The sequence below is a fragment of the Nitrospirillum pindoramense genome (genome assembly GCF_007827955.1).
Taxonomy (GTDB): Bacteria; Pseudomonadota; Alphaproteobacteria; order Azospirillales; family Azospirillaceae; genus Nitrospirillum; species Nitrospirillum amazonense_B.
The window spans coordinates 17,025-33,071 of record NZ_VITR01000019.1 but is presented as its reverse complement, the minus strand read 5'-3'; the positions used below and the strand labels follow the sequence as shown (position 1 = coordinate 33,071).

General features: G+C 67.1%; 15 protein-coding genes. 12 read left to right on the top strand and 3 right to left on the bottom strand.

Annotated features, from left to right (window positions below):
- The first annotated feature begins 4 nt into the window (after positions 1-4).
- The 10 genes from FBZ90_RS24570 to FBZ90_RS24525 all read left to right on the top strand — a co-directional run bounded on the left by FBZ90_RS24570 (position 5) and on the right by FBZ90_RS24525 (position 11,215).
- Positions 5-1,438, top strand: a complete 1,434-nt coding sequence (locus tag FBZ90_RS24570) for an MBOAT family O-acyltransferase (RefSeq protein ID WP_145735822.1) — start codon at positions 5-7, stop codon at positions 1,436-1,438.
- A gap of 13 nt (positions 1,439-1,451) precedes the next feature.
- The gene (locus FBZ90_RS24565; protein ID WP_145735820.1) at positions 1,452-1,793 is read left to right on the top strand and encodes a hypothetical protein; all 342 of its coding nucleotides are present in this window, start codon (positions 1,452-1,454) and stop codon (positions 1,791-1,793) included.
- 14 nt (positions 1,794-1,807) lie between these two features.
- Positions 1,808-2,149 (top strand): hypothetical protein, encoded by a 342-nt coding sequence (locus tag FBZ90_RS24560; protein WP_145735819.1) that lies wholly within the window; start codon positions 1,808-1,810, stop codon positions 2,147-2,149.
- A gap of 93 nt (positions 2,150-2,242) precedes the next feature.
- Complete coding sequence (locus FBZ90_RS24555) at positions 2,243-2,770, top strand: winged helix-turn-helix transcriptional regulator (protein ID WP_246130855.1); 528 nt, start codon at positions 2,243-2,245, stop codon at positions 2,768-2,770.
- Between the two features lie 400 nt (positions 2,771-3,170).
- Positions 3,171-4,235 (top strand): glycosyltransferase family 4 protein, encoded by a 1,065-nt coding sequence (locus tag FBZ90_RS24550; RefSeq protein ID WP_145735817.1) that lies wholly within the window; start codon positions 3,171-3,173, stop codon positions 4,233-4,235.
- Between the two features lie 25 nt (positions 4,236-4,260).
- On the top strand, positions 4,261-6,429 hold the full coding sequence (locus tag FBZ90_RS24545; protein WP_145735814.1) for an amylo-alpha-1,6-glucosidase: 2,169 nt from the start codon (positions 4,261-4,263) through the stop codon (positions 6,427-6,429).
- Between the two features lie 194 nt (positions 6,430-6,623).
- Positions 6,624-8,600, top strand: coding sequence for an alpha,alpha-trehalose-phosphate synthase (UDP-forming) (locus tag FBZ90_RS24540; RefSeq protein ID WP_246130854.1), 1,977 nt, complete (start codon positions 6,624-6,626; stop codon positions 8,598-8,600).
- Positions 8,581-9,402: a trehalose-phosphatase gene (otsB, locus tag FBZ90_RS24535; protein ID WP_211102298.1), complete on the top strand. Its 822-nt coding sequence runs from the start codon at positions 8,581-8,583 to the stop codon at positions 9,400-9,402. The genes FBZ90_RS24540 and otsB overlap by 20 nt, the downstream gene beginning before the upstream one ends.
- Before the next feature lie 140 nt (positions 9,403-9,542).
- Positions 9,543-10,832, top strand: coding sequence for a sensor histidine kinase (locus tag FBZ90_RS24530; protein WP_211102296.1), 1,290 nt, complete (start codon positions 9,543-9,545; stop codon positions 10,830-10,832).
- Positions 10,829-11,215 (top strand): response regulator, encoded by a 387-nt coding sequence (locus tag FBZ90_RS24525; RefSeq protein WP_145735813.1) that lies wholly within the window; start codon positions 10,829-10,831, stop codon positions 11,213-11,215. The genes FBZ90_RS24530 and FBZ90_RS24525 overlap by 4 nt, the downstream gene beginning before the upstream one ends.
- Here the strand turns inward: FBZ90_RS24525 and FBZ90_RS24520 are convergent.
- Complete coding sequence (locus FBZ90_RS24520) at positions 11,201-11,521, bottom strand: hypothetical protein (RefSeq protein ID WP_145735811.1); 321 nt, start codon at positions 11,519-11,521, stop codon at positions 11,201-11,203. The two genes, FBZ90_RS24525 and FBZ90_RS24520, sit on opposite strands and share 15 nt — an antisense overlap.
- Before the next feature lie 60 nt (positions 11,522-11,581).
- Positions 11,582-12,787, bottom strand: a complete 1,206-nt coding sequence (locus FBZ90_RS24515; RefSeq protein ID WP_145735810.1) for an MFS transporter — start codon at positions 12,785-12,787, stop codon at positions 11,582-11,584.
- 212 nt (positions 12,788-12,999) lie between these two features.
- Between FBZ90_RS24515 and FBZ90_RS24510 the strand changes: the two genes are divergently transcribed.
- Positions 13,000-14,145, top strand: coding sequence for an FAD-dependent monooxygenase (locus tag FBZ90_RS24510; RefSeq protein WP_145735808.1), 1,146 nt, complete (start codon positions 13,000-13,002; stop codon positions 14,143-14,145).
- A gap of 38 nt (positions 14,146-14,183) precedes the next feature.
- Positions 14,184-14,693 (top strand): cupin domain-containing protein, encoded by a 510-nt coding sequence (locus tag FBZ90_RS24505; protein ID WP_145735807.1) that lies wholly within the window; start codon positions 14,184-14,186, stop codon positions 14,691-14,693.
- Between the two features lie 12 nt (positions 14,694-14,705).
- Here FBZ90_RS24505 and FBZ90_RS24500 read toward each other — a convergent pair whose 3' ends face one another.
- Complete coding sequence (locus tag FBZ90_RS24500) at positions 14,706-15,959, bottom strand: multidrug effflux MFS transporter (protein WP_145735805.1); 1,254 nt, start codon at positions 15,957-15,959, stop codon at positions 14,706-14,708.
- Positions 15,960-16,047 lie beyond the last annotated feature (88 nt).

Sequence of the window (16,047 nt, the reverse complement as noted above, 5' to 3'; positions counted from 1 at the left end):
CCCGATGCTGTTCCCCACCCTGAATTTCGGGCTGTTCTTCCTCATCGTCTTCGCCCTCGCCTGGGCGCTGGTGCGGTGGCCGCAGGGCCGTATCGCTTTCCTTTCCGCCGCCAGCTACGTCTTCTATGGCTGGTGGGACTGGCGCTATCTGTTCCTGCTGGGCGGCAGCACGCTGTTCAATTACCTGGCGGGCCACGTCATCGTGCGCCAGGAAACGCCGCGCGGCGCCAAGCTGGCGGTGTCCCTGGCCGTGGCGGTGAATTTGGCCGTCCTCGCCTTTTTCAAATATGCGGATTTCACCAGCCACGCGGTCAACGACACGGCCACGGTACTGGGCCTGCCCGTGCGCCTGGGCTTCCTGGACATGGTGGTGCCGGTCGGCATCTCCTTCTTCACCTTCCATGGCATCTCCTATCTGGTGGATCTATACTGCGGCACCCTGCGACGGCCGGCCAGCCTGATGCATCTGGTGCTCTACATCTCCTTCTTTCCCCAGTTGGTGGCGGGGCCCATCGTCCGCGCGTCCCATTTCCTGCCGCAGATCGGGGAACGCCCCAACCCGGACGACATCCGCGCCACGCGCGCCTATCTGCTGATCATCGGCGGGCTGTTCAAGAAGGTGGTGGTGGCCAATTACCTGGCGACCGATCTGGTGGACGCCGTGTTCATGGACCCGGACCGCTATGGCGCCTTGGATCTGCTGCTGGCCACCTACGGCTACGCCATGCAGATCTATTGCGATTTCAGCGCCTACACCGACATCGCCATCGGCCTGGCGGCCTTGCTGGGCTTCCGCTTCCCCCAGAACTTCAACCAGCCCTATCGGTCCGGCTCGCTGCAGGAATTCTGGCGCCGTTGGCACATCTCCCTTTCCTCCTGGCTGCGCGACTATCTCTACATCCCCCTGGGCGGCAACCGGGGCGGCCTGTGGGCGCATTGCCGCAACCTGATGATCACCATGCTGCTGGGCGGCCTGTGGCACGGCGCCAACTGGACCTTCGTCATCTGGGGGGCGTTGCATGGCGGCATGCTGGTGGCGGAGCTGCTGGTGAACCGCCTGCGCGCCATCACTCTGGGCGAATGGGAGGCGCCGCGCCTGCGCGGCTGGCAGCGGGTGGCGGCCATCGTCGCCACCTTCCACTTCGTCTGCTTCACCTGGATTTTCTTCCGGGCGCCCACGCTGGATCTGGCCGGGCGCTTCCTGGCCGGGTTCGGCCGCTGGGACGTGCTGCCCACCGCTGTGACGCCACTGACCCTGCTGCTGATCATTGGCACCTTGGCCAGCCAGTTCCTGCCGGGCGACCGGCTGGCCCGGGTGGAGGACTGGGTGCGGCGTGTGCCGCTGCCCGCCATGGGGGCCGCCGTGGGCCTGGCCGTGGTGCTCATCCAGGCCTGCGCGCCAGAGGGCGTCGCCCCCTTCATCTATTTCCAGTTCTGACGGGGGCCGAGACATGAACGCCATCCCGACCCGCCGCCTGTCAGCCGCCGCAGAGGTGACCCCCGTGCCCCCGCCGGTGCGCCCCCGCTACAACCCGGTCGAGGTGATCGAGGGGGCGTCCCCCTCCCGTCTGCGGTCCGTGGCCCTTTCGCTGGCGGTGGCCACCCTGGTGGCCCTGGCGCTGGGCGCCCACCCGCTGGCGGATTGGGTCAACGGCCTGCCCATCAACCCGGTGACCGACCGGCTGTCCGGCTGGGTGCAGGCCTGGCAGGACTGGATGGATGCCATCGGCGCCGGGCATCTCTACACCGGCCTCCAGGCCCTGTTCCGCTGGTTCCAGGGGCTGCATTTCTGAAAGTGGATTAGGATATGAAAGTCTCAATCCAGCAAGGTGATGTTGTAATCGGATATGCCATCCTTGATGCGACCGACCCGCCAATGGGGGTCGCATCGGGAAAATTTGAACCTACATCTGCCTATGACTCTCAGCGTCATGCATACTTCGTGGATGAGGCTCATGCTGATCGTACTGTCACTCCGCCACTGACCGCACATTCAGATAAGTTCGGTGCCATCGAGTGTGCCGGAGTCGGCATCGAAGACTTCCGCGGCATGATGGAAGGCATAGAGGTAATTTTGCTGGGTATTCCGTATCCAGACTACGAAACCTTCTTCTCATCATATGATGCATATAAGGCCTACTGGAAATGATGTCGCTCCACCGGCCTTGACAGTGAGTTCCTGGTTGCAACCCCTTGCGCAGTCCACTGCGGCGGCCCTACACTTGCACCATGAAAGTCGCGGATGCGTGATCCGCCATCCCTGGTGTGCCCCGCCATGCAGCGCAAGAGTTTCGAAGACCTGACCTGCCCCATCGCCCGCAGCCTGGAACGGGTGGGGGAGTGGTGGAGCATCCTGATCCTGCGGGACGCCTTCCACGGCATGACGCGCTTCGACCAATTCCAAAAAAGCCTGGATATCGCCCCCAACATGCTGACCCGCCGCCTGACCGCGCTGGTGGAGGCCGGTTTGATGGAAAAGCGGCAATACAGCGAACGGCCTCCCCGCTACGAATATGTGTTGACCGACCGTGGCCGCGATTTCCGCGAGGTGATGCTGGCCCTTCTGGCCTGGGGCAACCGGCAATTCGCGCCCGAGGGGCCGTCGGTGCAGTTGGTGGACACCCAGACCGGCCTGCCCGCCGACCTGATGTTGGTGGACCGCGTCAGCGGCAAGCCGGCCATCAGCCGCGACTTCCGCTTGGTTCCCGGCCCCGCCGCCGATGAGGGCGTGCGCCAGCGCTATGCGACCAAGGCCAAGCCCGCCGCCTAATACGCGCGGCATTTGAACGTGGCCGTTCAAATGCTCCCTCAGTCGCCGGGCGGCGGACATCCGTCCGCCTAGGCTTGTCCTCGCTGCGCCCCCCTTTACACTAACTGGGCGGTGCTCGCTCCGGCGGCCCCAGTCGGGGCCTACAGCGGCACGAGTCTCCATCTCGTGCCGCTGCCATAATTCCCTGAAGGGCCAAGCGCCGGTCATAGTCCAAAAGGCCCAGGGTGCGACGGCGGTGCAAGAATGGCCGCCGGCTTCGCCCCCATGCCCTATTCATTAAGAATTATGGTTACCCTCCCCCCGTGGTGATACGGTTGTCGTGGTCCCTTCGGCGCCGCACAATCAATACTTCTGTGTCGCGGACGCCAATTTCCATCAGCGATTTTGGGAACTGTCGTCAATGAAGATTGCGCAAATCGCTCCGCTTTATGAGACGGTGCCGCCGACATACTATGGTGGTACTGAAAGGGTTATATCTTATTTGACGGATGCGCTGGTTGATCTTGGCCATGACGTCACCCTTTTCGCCAGCGGGGAGTCGGGCACCAAGGCCACCGTGGTCCCTATGCGGCCCAAGGCCCTGTGGCTGGACGATGCGCCGCTGAAATCGCCGGTGGCGGCGCACCTGGCCATGCTGGAACGGGTGCGGGCCCGTGCCGACGACTTCGACGTGCTGCACTTCCACCTCAGCCATTTCATGCATTTCCCCTTCTTCAAGGACTGCCCGGGGAAGACGGTGACCACCCCGCATGGCCGTCTGGATTATGTCGACCTGGCACCGTCCTACGGGTTGTGGCCGCGCTACCCCATGATCTCCATCTCCGACCGGCAGCGACAGCCGCTGGCGGAGGCGAACTGGCTGGCCACCGTGTATCATGGCCTGCCGCTGGACCTGTACCGCCCGCCCGCCGACGGGCCCGGTGGCACAGGGAACTACCTGGCCTTCCTGGGCCGCTTTTCGCGGGACAAGCGGCCGGATCGGGCCATCGAGATCGCAGAAAAGTCTGGTCTGCCGCTGAAAATGGCGGCCAAGGTGGGCGACGATGATGGTCCCTATTTCCGGGAGCATGTCGAACCGCGCATCGATGGCCGCGCCATCCAGCATGTCGGTGAGATCGATGACGCCGGTAAGCCCGGCTTCCTGGGCGACGCGGCCGCCCTGCTGATGCCCATCGATTGGCCGGAGCCGTTCGGCCTGGTGGTGATCGAGGCCTTCGCCTGCGGCACGCCGGTCATCGCCTGGAACAACGGCGCCATGTCCGAGATCGTCGACCCCGGTGTCACCGGCTTCGTCGTCGACAGCATCGCCGACGCCGTGGACGCGGTGGAAAAGGCGCGCCGCCTGGATCGCGCCCGCATCCGCCAGGTGTTCGAGGAACGCTTCTCCGTGGCCGCCATGGCCCGCAACTACGTCGCCGCCTACGAAAACCTGCTGCGGGGGCGCGCCGCCGCCCCGTCCTCCTGACCCCCGCGAGCGAGACCAGACCTCCATGGCAGCCCTCGACGAACGACAGTTGGACCCGGCCATCGGCCTTGCCGGCCCCGATGGCAGCGGCCCGCGTGAGACCTTCCGCCTGTTCGCGCTGAAGCACGGCGATTGCTTCGTCGTGGCCGACGCCCATGGCGACATCCAGGGGCAGGGGGATGGCCTGTTCGTGGACGACACCCGCATCCTGTCCCGCTATCAACTGCGCATCGGTGACAAGGAGCCGTCGCTGCTGGGCGCCTCGCTCAGCGAGGACAACATCCTGTTCACGGCCAACAGCACCAATGTGCCCATGCCCGCCCCCGGCGGCGGGATGACCCTGTGGGGTGTCATCCATATCGAGCGCACGCGCATCCTGTGGCAAAACCGGATGTATGAGCGGGTGACCCTGTCCAACTTCGGCGGCAGCGACATCGTCGTGCCGCTGACCCTCAATTTCGCCGCCGATTTCCGCGATATGTTCGAGGTGCGCGGCTCCACCCGCCAGTTGCGCGGCCGCACGCATGAGGCCCAGCTGTCCGGCGATGGCGTGACGCTCAGCTATGAGGGGCTGGACCAGGTCACTCGCCAGGCCACCCTGTCCTTCAGCCAGGCGCCGGACCGCCTTCAGGGTGACCGCGCCGTGTTCAACGTCAACCTGCCCACGCGCGGCGGCCACGTCCTGTATATCGAGGTGGGGACGGAGCGCACGGCCACGCCCAGCCGCGTGCGCTTTCGCGCCGCCGCCGTACGGGCGCGGCTGGAAATGCGCACCAAGCGGCGGCGGGGCGCCAGCGTCTACAGCTCCGGCCGGGTGTTCAACGATTGGCTGGCCCGGGCCCAGGCCGACACCGCCCTGCTGACGACCGAGCTGGCGACCGGCCCCTATCCCTATGCCGGTATCCCCTGGTTCTCCACCGCTTTCGGGCGCGACGGCATCATTTCCGCCCTGCAGATGATGTGGCTGAACCCCCGCCTGGCGCGGGGGGTGCTGGCCTTCCTGGCCACCCACCAGGCCACCGAGACGGCGCCCTTCAGCGACGCCCAGCCGGGCAAGATCCTGCATGAGACGCGCAAGGGCGAAATGGCGGTGCTGCGTGAGCTGCCCTTCGGCCGCTATTACGGCAGCGTCGATACCACCCCGCTGTACATCTACCTGGCATCCGTCTACGCCGACCGCACGGGGGACATGGCATTCATTGACCAGTTATGGCCCTCCCTCTGCGCCGCCGCCGCCTGGATGGAGGGGGCGGGCGACCAGAATGGTGACGGCTTCGTCGATTACCAGCGCGCGGAGGAATCCGGCCTGGCCAACCAGGGCTGGAAGGACAGCTTCGACAGCATCCAGCACGCCGACGGCAGCCTGCCCGAGGGGCCGATCGCCCTGGTCGAGGTCCAGGGCTATGTCTATGCCGCCTATCGCGGCCTGGCCCGCCTGGCTACCCGCCGGGGGGAGGACGCGCAGGCCGCCTATTGGCAGCACCGGGCGGAGGCCTTGCGCCAGGCGGTGGAAACCCATTTCTGGATGGAGGACATGGGCTTTTACGCCCTGGCGCTGGATGGCAAGGGCCGGCCCTGCCGCGTGCGCGCCTCCAACGTCGGCCATTTGCTGTTCGTGGGCCTGCCCTCGCCCGAACGGGCGCAGCGCGTCGCCGACCAGCTGCTGGCCGGCGCCTTCCATACCGGCTGGGGCATCCGCACGCTGGCGGATACCGAGGTCTGCTTCAACCCCATGTCCTATCACAACGGGTCCGTCTGGCCGCACGACACCGCCATCTGCGCCGCCGGCCTGGCGCGCTACGGCGTGCGCGGCGGGGTGGTCAAGCTGATGAGCGACACGTTCGAGGCGGCGGTGCGCTTCGGCATGCGCCTGCCCGAGCTGTTCTGCGGCTTCCCGCGCGAGCAGGGGGAAACGCCCATCGCCTACCCGGTGGCCTGCGTGCCCCAGGCCTGGGCCGCCGGTTCCGTCTTCATGCTGCTGCAGGCTTGCCTCGGCATCCAGGTCGACGGCTGGCGCGGCGAAATCCATGTGAACCGGCCCAAGCTGCCCATCGGCATCGATCAGCTGACCGTGCGGCGCCTGACGGTGGGTGAGCACACCGTCGACCTATTTTTCCAGCGTATGGGGGGGCAGGTCATCGCCTCCATCTCCGACCATGAGGAAGGCCTGGTGCCCCTCATCGTCCGTTCGTGAGCGCCATCGGCGTTCGGCCTGTCGTCTAGGGAACTACAATCCAAGGTTCGGGATTGATAGGTGAATACTTCATCTCTGCCAATGGAAAGGCGTGAGCGAAGATATTCATCCAAGCGACGCGTTATAGGTCCTGGTCCTAACAATGATAATACCAGGTCATAGTCTTCCAACCGATAGGGTATGGGTGTATCACCATGATGGACATCGATCCGGGGGCACTGTTCTCGCAGGACTCCGCCACCGTCTACCTGGTGGGGGCCAGCCTATTTTTATCCGCCGCGGCCCTTGCCGTCTCGTGCGCGGTGTTGCTGCGCTGGGGACGCGGCCGGTCGGCGGCGGTGGATGACGCCACCATTTCCCTGCGCGAGGATCTTTCGCGTGGCGATGGCCGGGGCCGGACGGGTCATTCCCCCATCACCTCCACCCCCATCGCCTCTGGCCCCATTGCCTCTGGCCCGGTGGCCCACGCCCGCGACGCCCACGCCGCCGCCCAGCGCGCCTTGCGCTCCACCCGGAGCGAGGGCGTGGCCACCGACCGGCTGGGTACCTGGACGCCCGACACGCTGCGGCATCTTCTAAAGACCGAGCTGACGGGCGCGCAGGTCATCGTGGTGTCCAACCGCGAACCCTTCATCCATGACCTGGAAGAGGACGGCGCGGTCAAGCTGCGGGCGCCGGCCGGGGGTTTGGTGGCGGCGCTGGATCCGGTGATGCGCGCTTGCTCCGGCACCTGGATCGCGCATGGCAGCGGCTCGGCCGACCACCTGATGGTGGACGCGGACGACCGCATCGCCGTGCCGCCGGACAATCCGTCCTACACCCTGCGCCGTGTCTGGCTGAACGAGCATGAGGAGAAGCATTACTATTACGGTTTCTCCAACGATGGCCTGTGGCCGCTGTGCCATGTCGCCTTCACCCGGCCCAGCTTCAACGCCGAGGATTGGGAGGTGTACGAGGCCGTGAACCGCCGCTTCGCCGACGTGGTGGTGGAGGAGGCGCGGGACGAGCGGCCGGTGGTGCTGATCCAGGATTACCACTTCGCCCTGCTGCCCCGCATGATCCGCGAGCGGCTGCCCGACGCCGTCATCATCACCTTCTGGCACATCCCCTGGCCGAACGCCGAGATCTTCGGCATCTGCCCCTGGCGGGAGCGCATCCTGGATGGCCTGCTGGGCAGTTCGGTGGTGGGTTTCCATACCCAGTATTACTGCAACAATTTCATCGAGACGGTGGACCGCTTCCTGGAAAGCCGCATCGAACGGGATTCGGCCGCCATCACCTGCGGCGGGCTGACCACCCATGTGCACGCCCATCCCATTTCCATCGAATGGCCGCCGGCCTCGCTGGCGCGCCAGCCGGCGGTGGCGTCCTGCCGGCGCGACATCTTCGAGCGGTTCAACCTGCCGCCGCAGGCCAAGCTGTGCGTGGGGGTGGAGCGCTTCGACTACACCAAGGGCATCATCGACCGCTTCCGCGCGGTGGAGGAGCTGTTCAAGCGCCATCCGGAATGGATCGGCCGCTTGGTGGTGCTGCAGGTGGCGGCGCCCAGCCGCACCGCCCTGCCGGCCTATCAGCAATGCCAGCGCGAATGCCTGGACTTCGTGGATGAGCTGAACGCCCGCTATGGCCATGACGGCTATCAGCCCGTCCACCTGCTGAACGAATCCTATGGCAAGGATGAGGTCTATGGCCTGTTGCGCGCCGCCGACCTGTGCATGGTCACCAGCCTGCACGACGGCATGAACCTGGTGGCCAAGGAGTTCGTGGCGGCGCGCGAGGATGAGCAGGGCGTGCTGCTGCTCAGCAGCTTCGCCGGGGCGGCCAAGGAACTGCCGGAGAGCATCATCATCAACCCTTATGACACCTGCGGCACGGCTGATGCCCTGTTGCGCGGCCTGACCATGTCGCCGGAGGAACAGCGCGAGCGGATGCGCCGCATGCGCGAGACGGTGCGCGAGAACAATATCTGCCGCTGGGCGGGCAACATGCTGCTGGACGGCGCCCGCCTGCGCAAACGCCACCACACCGCCCACGTCACGGCCCGCCTGGCCCGCCAGCACTCCGCGCGGGGCGCCTTGGGTCGCACGCCCTTGGGTCGCAACGTGGTCCGCCTTGTCAGCATGGGGACCAGCATGGGGAAAGGAAAAAGCGTTGAGCCGAACCACTTCTGACGCGATGGCCGACAGCGCCTTGGCGCCCACCGCCGGGGACCGCTGGGCCCTGTTCCTGGATATCGACGGGACGCTGCTGGAACATCACAAGGACCCCACCGGCGTGGTGGTCGATGATGAGTTGCGCGACCTGCTGGCCAATCTCGACCGGCAGCTGGATGGGGCGCTGGCGCTGATCAGCGGCCGGTCGCTGGCGTCCATCGACACGCTGTTTCAGCCCCTGCGCTTGCGCGCCGGCGGGCTGTTCGGTATCGAGTTGCGCCTGTCACCGGACGAGCCGGCGGTGGCGGCGGAGGAGCCGCCGGCCCTGGCGACGCTGGCGGAACGGGCGCAGGCCGAACTGGGCCACGCCCCCAACATCGTGATCGAACGCAAGGGCCCCGTACTGGCCATCCATACCGGCCCCCACCCCGATGGCCTGGAGCACATCACCCGGCTGGCCAAGTCGGCATTGCCCGGCCTGCCTGCGGGATATCGGGTGGTGGAAGGGAATGTGGGCGTGGAACTGCTGCCGGCCCAGGCGCTGAAGGGCGATGCCGTCCACCGTTTCATGGCGACGCCGCCGTTCCAGGGACGCCGGCCCATCTTCATCGGCGATGACGTTCCCGATGAGCACGCGTTCGAAAGCGTGCATGGCCTGGACGGCATCTCGATCAAGGTTGGCCGTCCGGAACAGGCGACGGCGGCGCTGCACGCGCTGGCCGACGTGGCGGCTGTGCGCGCCTGGCTGGGCGATCCCCAGTTCCCCCTGCTGGACAAGCTGGTGCGGCGTGAGGTCACGGCGGCGGCCCAGGCCGGCTGACTCGGGGCCCAGACAACCGGATTCACCCCAACGCGCGACTTGACGGCCGCGACGGCGCGGCCCACCGTCGGCACCCGCGAAGGTTTAGGGACATGTCGTCCTACGACCCAGGGTGTCCCGGCGGTGGAGGGCCGGCTTATATGACCGTGACTGACTGGTTGCTGGATCCATCCGGCCTGACGCCCCATGGCTTCTGTCTCAGTTGGGTGCCGGGGCTCATCTGGTTGCACGCCGGGTCCGACGCCATCATCGGCCTGTCCTACTTCTCCATCCCCCTGACCTTGGCCTGGTTCGTGCGCAAGCGCGGCGATCTGGCCTACCGCTGGGTGGGGCATCTGTTCATGGCCTTCATCCTGGCCTGCGGCCTGACGCACATGCTGGCGGTGATGACGCTGTGGGTGCCGGCCTACGGGGTGGAGGGATTGGAGAAGCTGCTGACCGCGCTGTTGTCGGTGGCGACGGCGGTCATGCTGTGGCCGGTGGTGCCCCGGGTGCTGGCCCTGCCCACGCCCGCCCAGCTCAGCCTGTTGAACGCCGAACTGACCCGCACGGTCGAGGAGCAGTCGCGCACCGCCGCGCTGCTGCGCGACAGCGAGGCCAAGGTGCTGGCCGCCAACTCCGAGCTGGAGCGGCGGGTGGCGGAACGGACGGCGGAACTGAGCGCCGCCAATGCCCAGCTGACCCAGGCGCTGGCGGAGCGGGCGGCGGTGACGGCGGCACTGCGCGCGGCCAAATCGGATCTGGAGGAGATGGTGGCCGAGCGCACGGCCGCCCTGAAGCAGCGTGACCTGCTACTGCGCGAGGTCTATCACCGGGTGAAGAACAATCTGCAGGTCATCGATGGCCTGGTGATGATGCAGAGCCTGCAATTGACCGACCCGGAGGCGCGCCAGGCGCTGGCGGGGCTGCGCAGCCGGGTCTACGCCCTGGGGCTGGTGCATCAGCAGTTGATGGCATCGCCAGACCTGGAAACCTTCGACATCGCCCCCTTCCTCCAGGAATTGGCCAGCAACATCCTGCAATCCGGCGCCGATGACCGGGTATCGCTGCGTATTTCCCTCTGTCCGCTGACCGTTAATCTTGATTTCGCCATCCCCCTGGGCTTGTTGGTGACCGAATTGATCACCAATTCACTGAAGCATGCTTTCCCCGATGGACAGGGGACCATCACAATGGAAATGTGCCGCCGGGCGGAGGGGGATGTGCTGCTGGTCATCGCCGATGACGGCACCGGGGCCGCCGCGCCGGAGGCGGGGCAACCGGCTGGCGCTTATGGGCGGGGGGTGGGAAGCATGATCATGAAGGGCCTGGTGGGACAGTTGGACGGGACGATGACGGTGCGGGTCGACCAAGGCACGCGGGTGGAAATCATTTTGCCGGCGCCCCCGGTGGGGCCAGCGTCGCAGCCGGGAATGGACGCGGCGCCATGAGCGGCCCCCTGAAGGATTGCGTGCTGGTCGTCGACGATGAGTTCCTGATCGCGGAAACGCTCAGCATCCAGATTCAGGACATGGGGCTGCAGGTGTGCGGCACCGCCGCCACCGCGGCCGATGCCATCGCGATGGCGCAGGCGGAGCGCCCCCGCCTGGTGCTGATGGACATGCGGCTGAAGGGCAAGGGCGATGGCGTGGACGCCGCCCTGGCCATACACCACACCGTCGGGTCCAAGGTCATCTTCATCACCGCGTCGCGCGAGCCGGCGACCCTGGAACGTATCCACACGGATCACCCCGCCGCCATCCTGTACAAACCTGTCTTGGGCGGACAGCTACAGACGGTGGTGCGGGAGGTCTGGGCGTCAGAAGCCGAATAAGGTGCCCGCGATGGACACGACCGCACCGATGCAAATCAGCAGGTAGATACGGATCAAAAAGCGGGCTGTCTTGTCCGTCAGCTTGTCCCGAAGCGCAAAATAGAACAATGAAGAGAACAGGAAGTATCCGGAATTTGCTATGAAAGAGGGGAAGGTGTGCCGGCTGTGAACCTCCATTATGCCGGATATGGCCGTCAGGATCACCGCCAGTGACACCAGCATTTTCAGAGACATCGTTTCCGCACGCGACATTCCGCCCCCGCCCCCATGCACGTCACTTGAAGTGTACCGGGTGATCGGCGGCAATCAACCATTCCCGGTTGTGGCGCGGGTGGCGGGTGCGCGACATAATGTCCCGCCGCGCGTTCAGGGGCTATCGTTGGCGGGGGCGTCGATGCGGCCCACGCGGCTGGCCGACAGTGGCACCAGCAACATCAGCGTCGTCAGCAGGGCGAAGGCGGCCGGCAGGCCCCAGCCCCGGGCGATGAAGCCGATCAGCGCCGGGCCGCCCAGCATGCCGGCGTATCCGATGGCGGTCATGCCGGCCACGGCCAGGGCTGAGGGCATGACCTGTTGGCGCCCGGTCGCGCTGAACAGCACCGGCACCAGGTTGGCGGCGCCGGCGCCGACCAGCAGGAAGCCAGCGAAGGCCAGGACCGTCCCCAGGGGCGTCTGGGGGGCCAGCAGCAGCAGCGCCAGGCCGGCGATAGCCGCCGTCCCGCCCCACAGCATGACGCGCCGGCTGCCCAGGGCCGCCACCACCCGGTCCCCGGTAAGGCGCCCTGCCGTCATGGACAGCGAGAACAGGGTGTAACCCAGGCCGGCTTGGGTCGGCGGCACGCCGCGGTGATCGGTCAGCAGCAGCGCGCCCCAGTCCAGCAGCGCCCCCTCGGTGAGAAAGGTGATCAGGGCGAGAACTCCGAGCAGGAGGACGATCCCCTGGGGCACCACGAACAGGGGCGCCCGCCCGCCCGCCGCCTGGCCTGCCGCCTGGGGCCCCGCTGGGCGCTTGCGCAGCAGGCGGGGGGCGGCCAGGGCCAGCATCACCAGCACCAGGGCGGCGCTGAGGTTGGCCGCGACCCAGGGCGCCATACTGGCGGCCAGCAGCAGGGTCATGCCGCCGGATCCACAGAAGCCGCCGACGCTGAACAGCCCGTGGAAGCCCGACATCAATGGCCGGTCGGAATCGCTTTCCACCTCCACCGCATGCACGTTCATGGCCACGTCCAACGTGCCCAGCGAGGCGCCGAACACCAGCAGCGCCACGGCCATGCCGGCCAGGCTGCCGACCGTCGCCAGGGCCGGCAGCGCCAGCGCCATGCCCAGCCCGCCGGCCAGGATCAGCGGCCGGGTGCCGTGCCGGCCGCTCAAGGGGGCGGTCGCCGGCATGGCCGCCACCGACCCTATGCCCAGGCACAGCAGCAACAGGCCCAGGGTGGCATCGTCCACCCCCAGCCGGGCGCGGGCATAGGGCACCAGCGGGGCCCAGCAGGACATGCTGAACCCGGCGGCCAGGAACGCCAGGCGGGTGGCCAGCCGCGTGGCCGGACGGTTCGCGGACGGCGCCGTCATACGCGCAGGGTTCCGGGTAATTGGGCCATGCCTTTGGAATCCATCCGTTTTTCGCCCTGCTGCCGTTGTTTCTGCCGGCCAGGCATTTGCCGAACCGCTGCCAAGATATCTTCCAAATCAATTTTAACAATAGCTGAGCGGCTCTTAGGATCGCCCCTGACGCACCCCTTTTTTAGAGGGCGCGCATAGGGAAGAAACGGGAGAAGTTGGCGATGTCTCAGTCTTCATCGCGCGTGGACCGCGCCCCCATCCTTGTTCTCGGTGGCGGCATCGGAGGCATGTCCTTCGCCATCCTGGCCAGCCGGGCCGGCTGGCCCGTGCATGTGGTGGAGGCCGATCCTAACTGGCGCGTCTATGGTGCCGGCATCACCGTGACCGGCCCGACCTACCGCGCCTTCCGCAGCCTGGGCATCCTGGACGATCTGAAGGCCCAGGGCTATCACGTGACGGAGGGCGGGCGCATCTGCATCCCCAACGGCACGCCCGTGGCCGATCTGCAGGACCGCCCCATTCAGCCCGACCTGCCGGTATCCGGCGGCATCATGCGCCCCGATCTGCACACCCTGCTGTCGCGCCTGACGCGCGAGGCGGGAGTGCGGGTGAGCCTGGGCCTGACCGCCACCGAATGGACCGACCAGGGCGACCGGGTGGAAGCGCGGTTCAGCGACGGCAGCACCGGCACCTATGACTTCGTGGTCGCGGCCGACGGCGCCTTTTCCAAGGCGCGGTCCTTCCTGTTTCCCGACGCGCCCCGGCCGGCCTACACCGGCCAGTATTGCTGGCGCGTCGTCGCCAAGCGCCCGCCGGAGATCGACCGCTCCCACTTCTTCGTCGGCGCGCCAGTCACCTGCGGCCTGGTGCCGGTCAGCCAGGACCTGATGTACCTGTGGTTGCTGGAAAACGTGCCGGAGATGCGGCGGGTGGACGAGGCCACGGCCTACCAGCGCCTGGCGGCGCTGCTGGCCCCCTTCAGCGGCCCGGTCGGCGCGGTGCGGGACGCCCTGAATGCGGACTCCTGGGTCAATGTCCGTCCGCTTGAGGCCGTGTTGCTGCCCCGCGACAAGTGGTTCAAGGGCCGCAGCATCCTCATCGGCGACGCGTCCCACGCCACCACCCCGCACCTGGCCTCCGGCGCCGGTATCGCGGTGGAAGACGCCCTGGTCCTGGTGGAGGAATTGCAGCGTCACGCCGACGTTCCGGCCGCCTTCCAGGCGTTCACCGACCGTCGCTTCGAACGCTGCCGCCTGGTGGTGGAAAGCAGCGTCGCCATCGGCAAGGCCCAGCAGGACCATGTGTCGCCCGAGACCATGGGTGCCATGATGGCCAAGGCCCAGGCAGCCTTGCTGGCCGACATCTGATCCGCTGAGCTTCAGGTTCCATGGGAAAGACTTGCGACATGATCAGCGATTCCGGGCTGCCGCCTGTGCGGCGCGTGGTGACGGGGCACGATGCCCAGGCCCGCGCCGTCTTCATGGCGGATGACGAGTTCCCCACCCGGCGCATCCCCTCCGGTGATGCCGCCTTCACCCTGCTGTGGACCACGGCGACCGTTCCGGCCGACAACAATGATGAGACGGATGGCCGCCTGCGCGAGGCGGGGCTGACCCTGAACCAGGGGTCCGTCATCCGGGTGGTGGACATGCTGCCGGGCGGCGTGTCCCCCATGCACCGCACCAACAGCATCGACTACGGCATCGTCCTGTCGGGCGAGGTGGAGCTGGAGCTGGACGACGGGGTGAAGAAGACCGTGGGCGCCGGCGGCATCATCGTGCAGCGCGGCACCATGCATCTGTGGCGCAACCCCAGTGCCACCACGCCGGCCCGCATCGTGTTCGTCCTGATCGAGGCGCCGCCCTATCTGCACGACGGCCAGCCCCTGCCGGAGGACAAGCCCGAGCATCGGTGAGGGCTCGCCCCCTCACTTGCCCATGTGCGGGTGGAACAGGCGGAAGCGCTCCGTCACCAGCACGATGGCCAGGGCGCCGGTCCCGCACGCGAGGAAGCCGCCGACCAGGGGCAGGGTGGTGCCGTCGAAGTGCTGGCTGATCACAAAACCGATCAGGGCGCCGGCCACCGTGCTGATGAACCCCTGGACGGAGGCGGCGGTGCCGGCGATGGCGCCCACCGGCTCCATGGCCATGGCGCCGAAGTTGCTGGCGGCCAGGCCGAAACAGAACATGGTCAGGATCTGCAGTGTGGTGAAGACCACCAGCCCCTCGCCATTCCGGGCGATCAGGGTGTGGATGCCGGTGAACAGGATGAAGCCCAGAAGCGCGCCGTGGGACAGGCGCCGCGTGCCCAGCCGCAGGACGATGCGGGCGTTCAGCAGGGCGGAGACCGCCAGCGACATGCCGGTCAGGGCGAAGATCAGGGGGAACAGCGCCGGTGCCTTGAACACCTCGTCAAAGATGGGCGGCATGCTGTTGAGGTAGGCGAAGACGGCGCTGATCATCAGCGTCTGCGCCAGGGTGTAGCCGATGGCCTGGCGGTCCGTCACCGTCTGGCGGGCGGCGGCCATGATCGTGGGTACGTCGATGGGCCGCCGGTATTCCGGGTGCAGCGTTTCCGGCAGCCGCCGCCAAAGCCACAGGGCGACCGCCAGGGCATAGGCCGTGAGGCAGGCGAAGATAATGCGCCACGGGGCCACCAGCATGATCAGCTGCCCCAGGCTGGGCGCCAGGATGGGCACGGCCAGCAGGACCATGAAGGCCAGCGACATGACCCGGGCCATCTGCCGCCCGGCGTAGCAGTCGCGCACCACCGACACGACGACGATGCGGGTGGAGGCGACGGCGATGCCCTGGGCCACACGCACGGCCAGCAGCACCTCGAACGTGGGCGCCAGTGCCGCCGCCAGATTGCCCAGGGCGTAAAAGATGATGCCCCAGAGCAGGACTGGCCGGCGGCCATAGCGGTCGGAGATGGGGCCGTAGAAGATTTGCGCCCCGCCGAAGCCCAGGAGGAAGGCGGTCACGATCCACTGCCAGCGCGGTTCCTCCAGCACGCCCAGCGACCGGCCGATCTGGCCCAAGGCCGGCAGCATGGCATCCGTGCCCAGCGCGTTCATGGCCATCATGGCCGAAACCATCAGGACGAACTCGGTGAAGCCGATGCCGGCGTGGGGGTCGTCCTTGCGGACGTCCGGCGGAAGGGCGTCGGGGGCCAAGTGCATGGATGCGCGTTCCGTGGGCGGTGCCAGCCCTGGGCGCCCGCGTGGGTGCCTGGCCGGTCGTCGTTCAAGGCGAACCCTGGTGATAAGG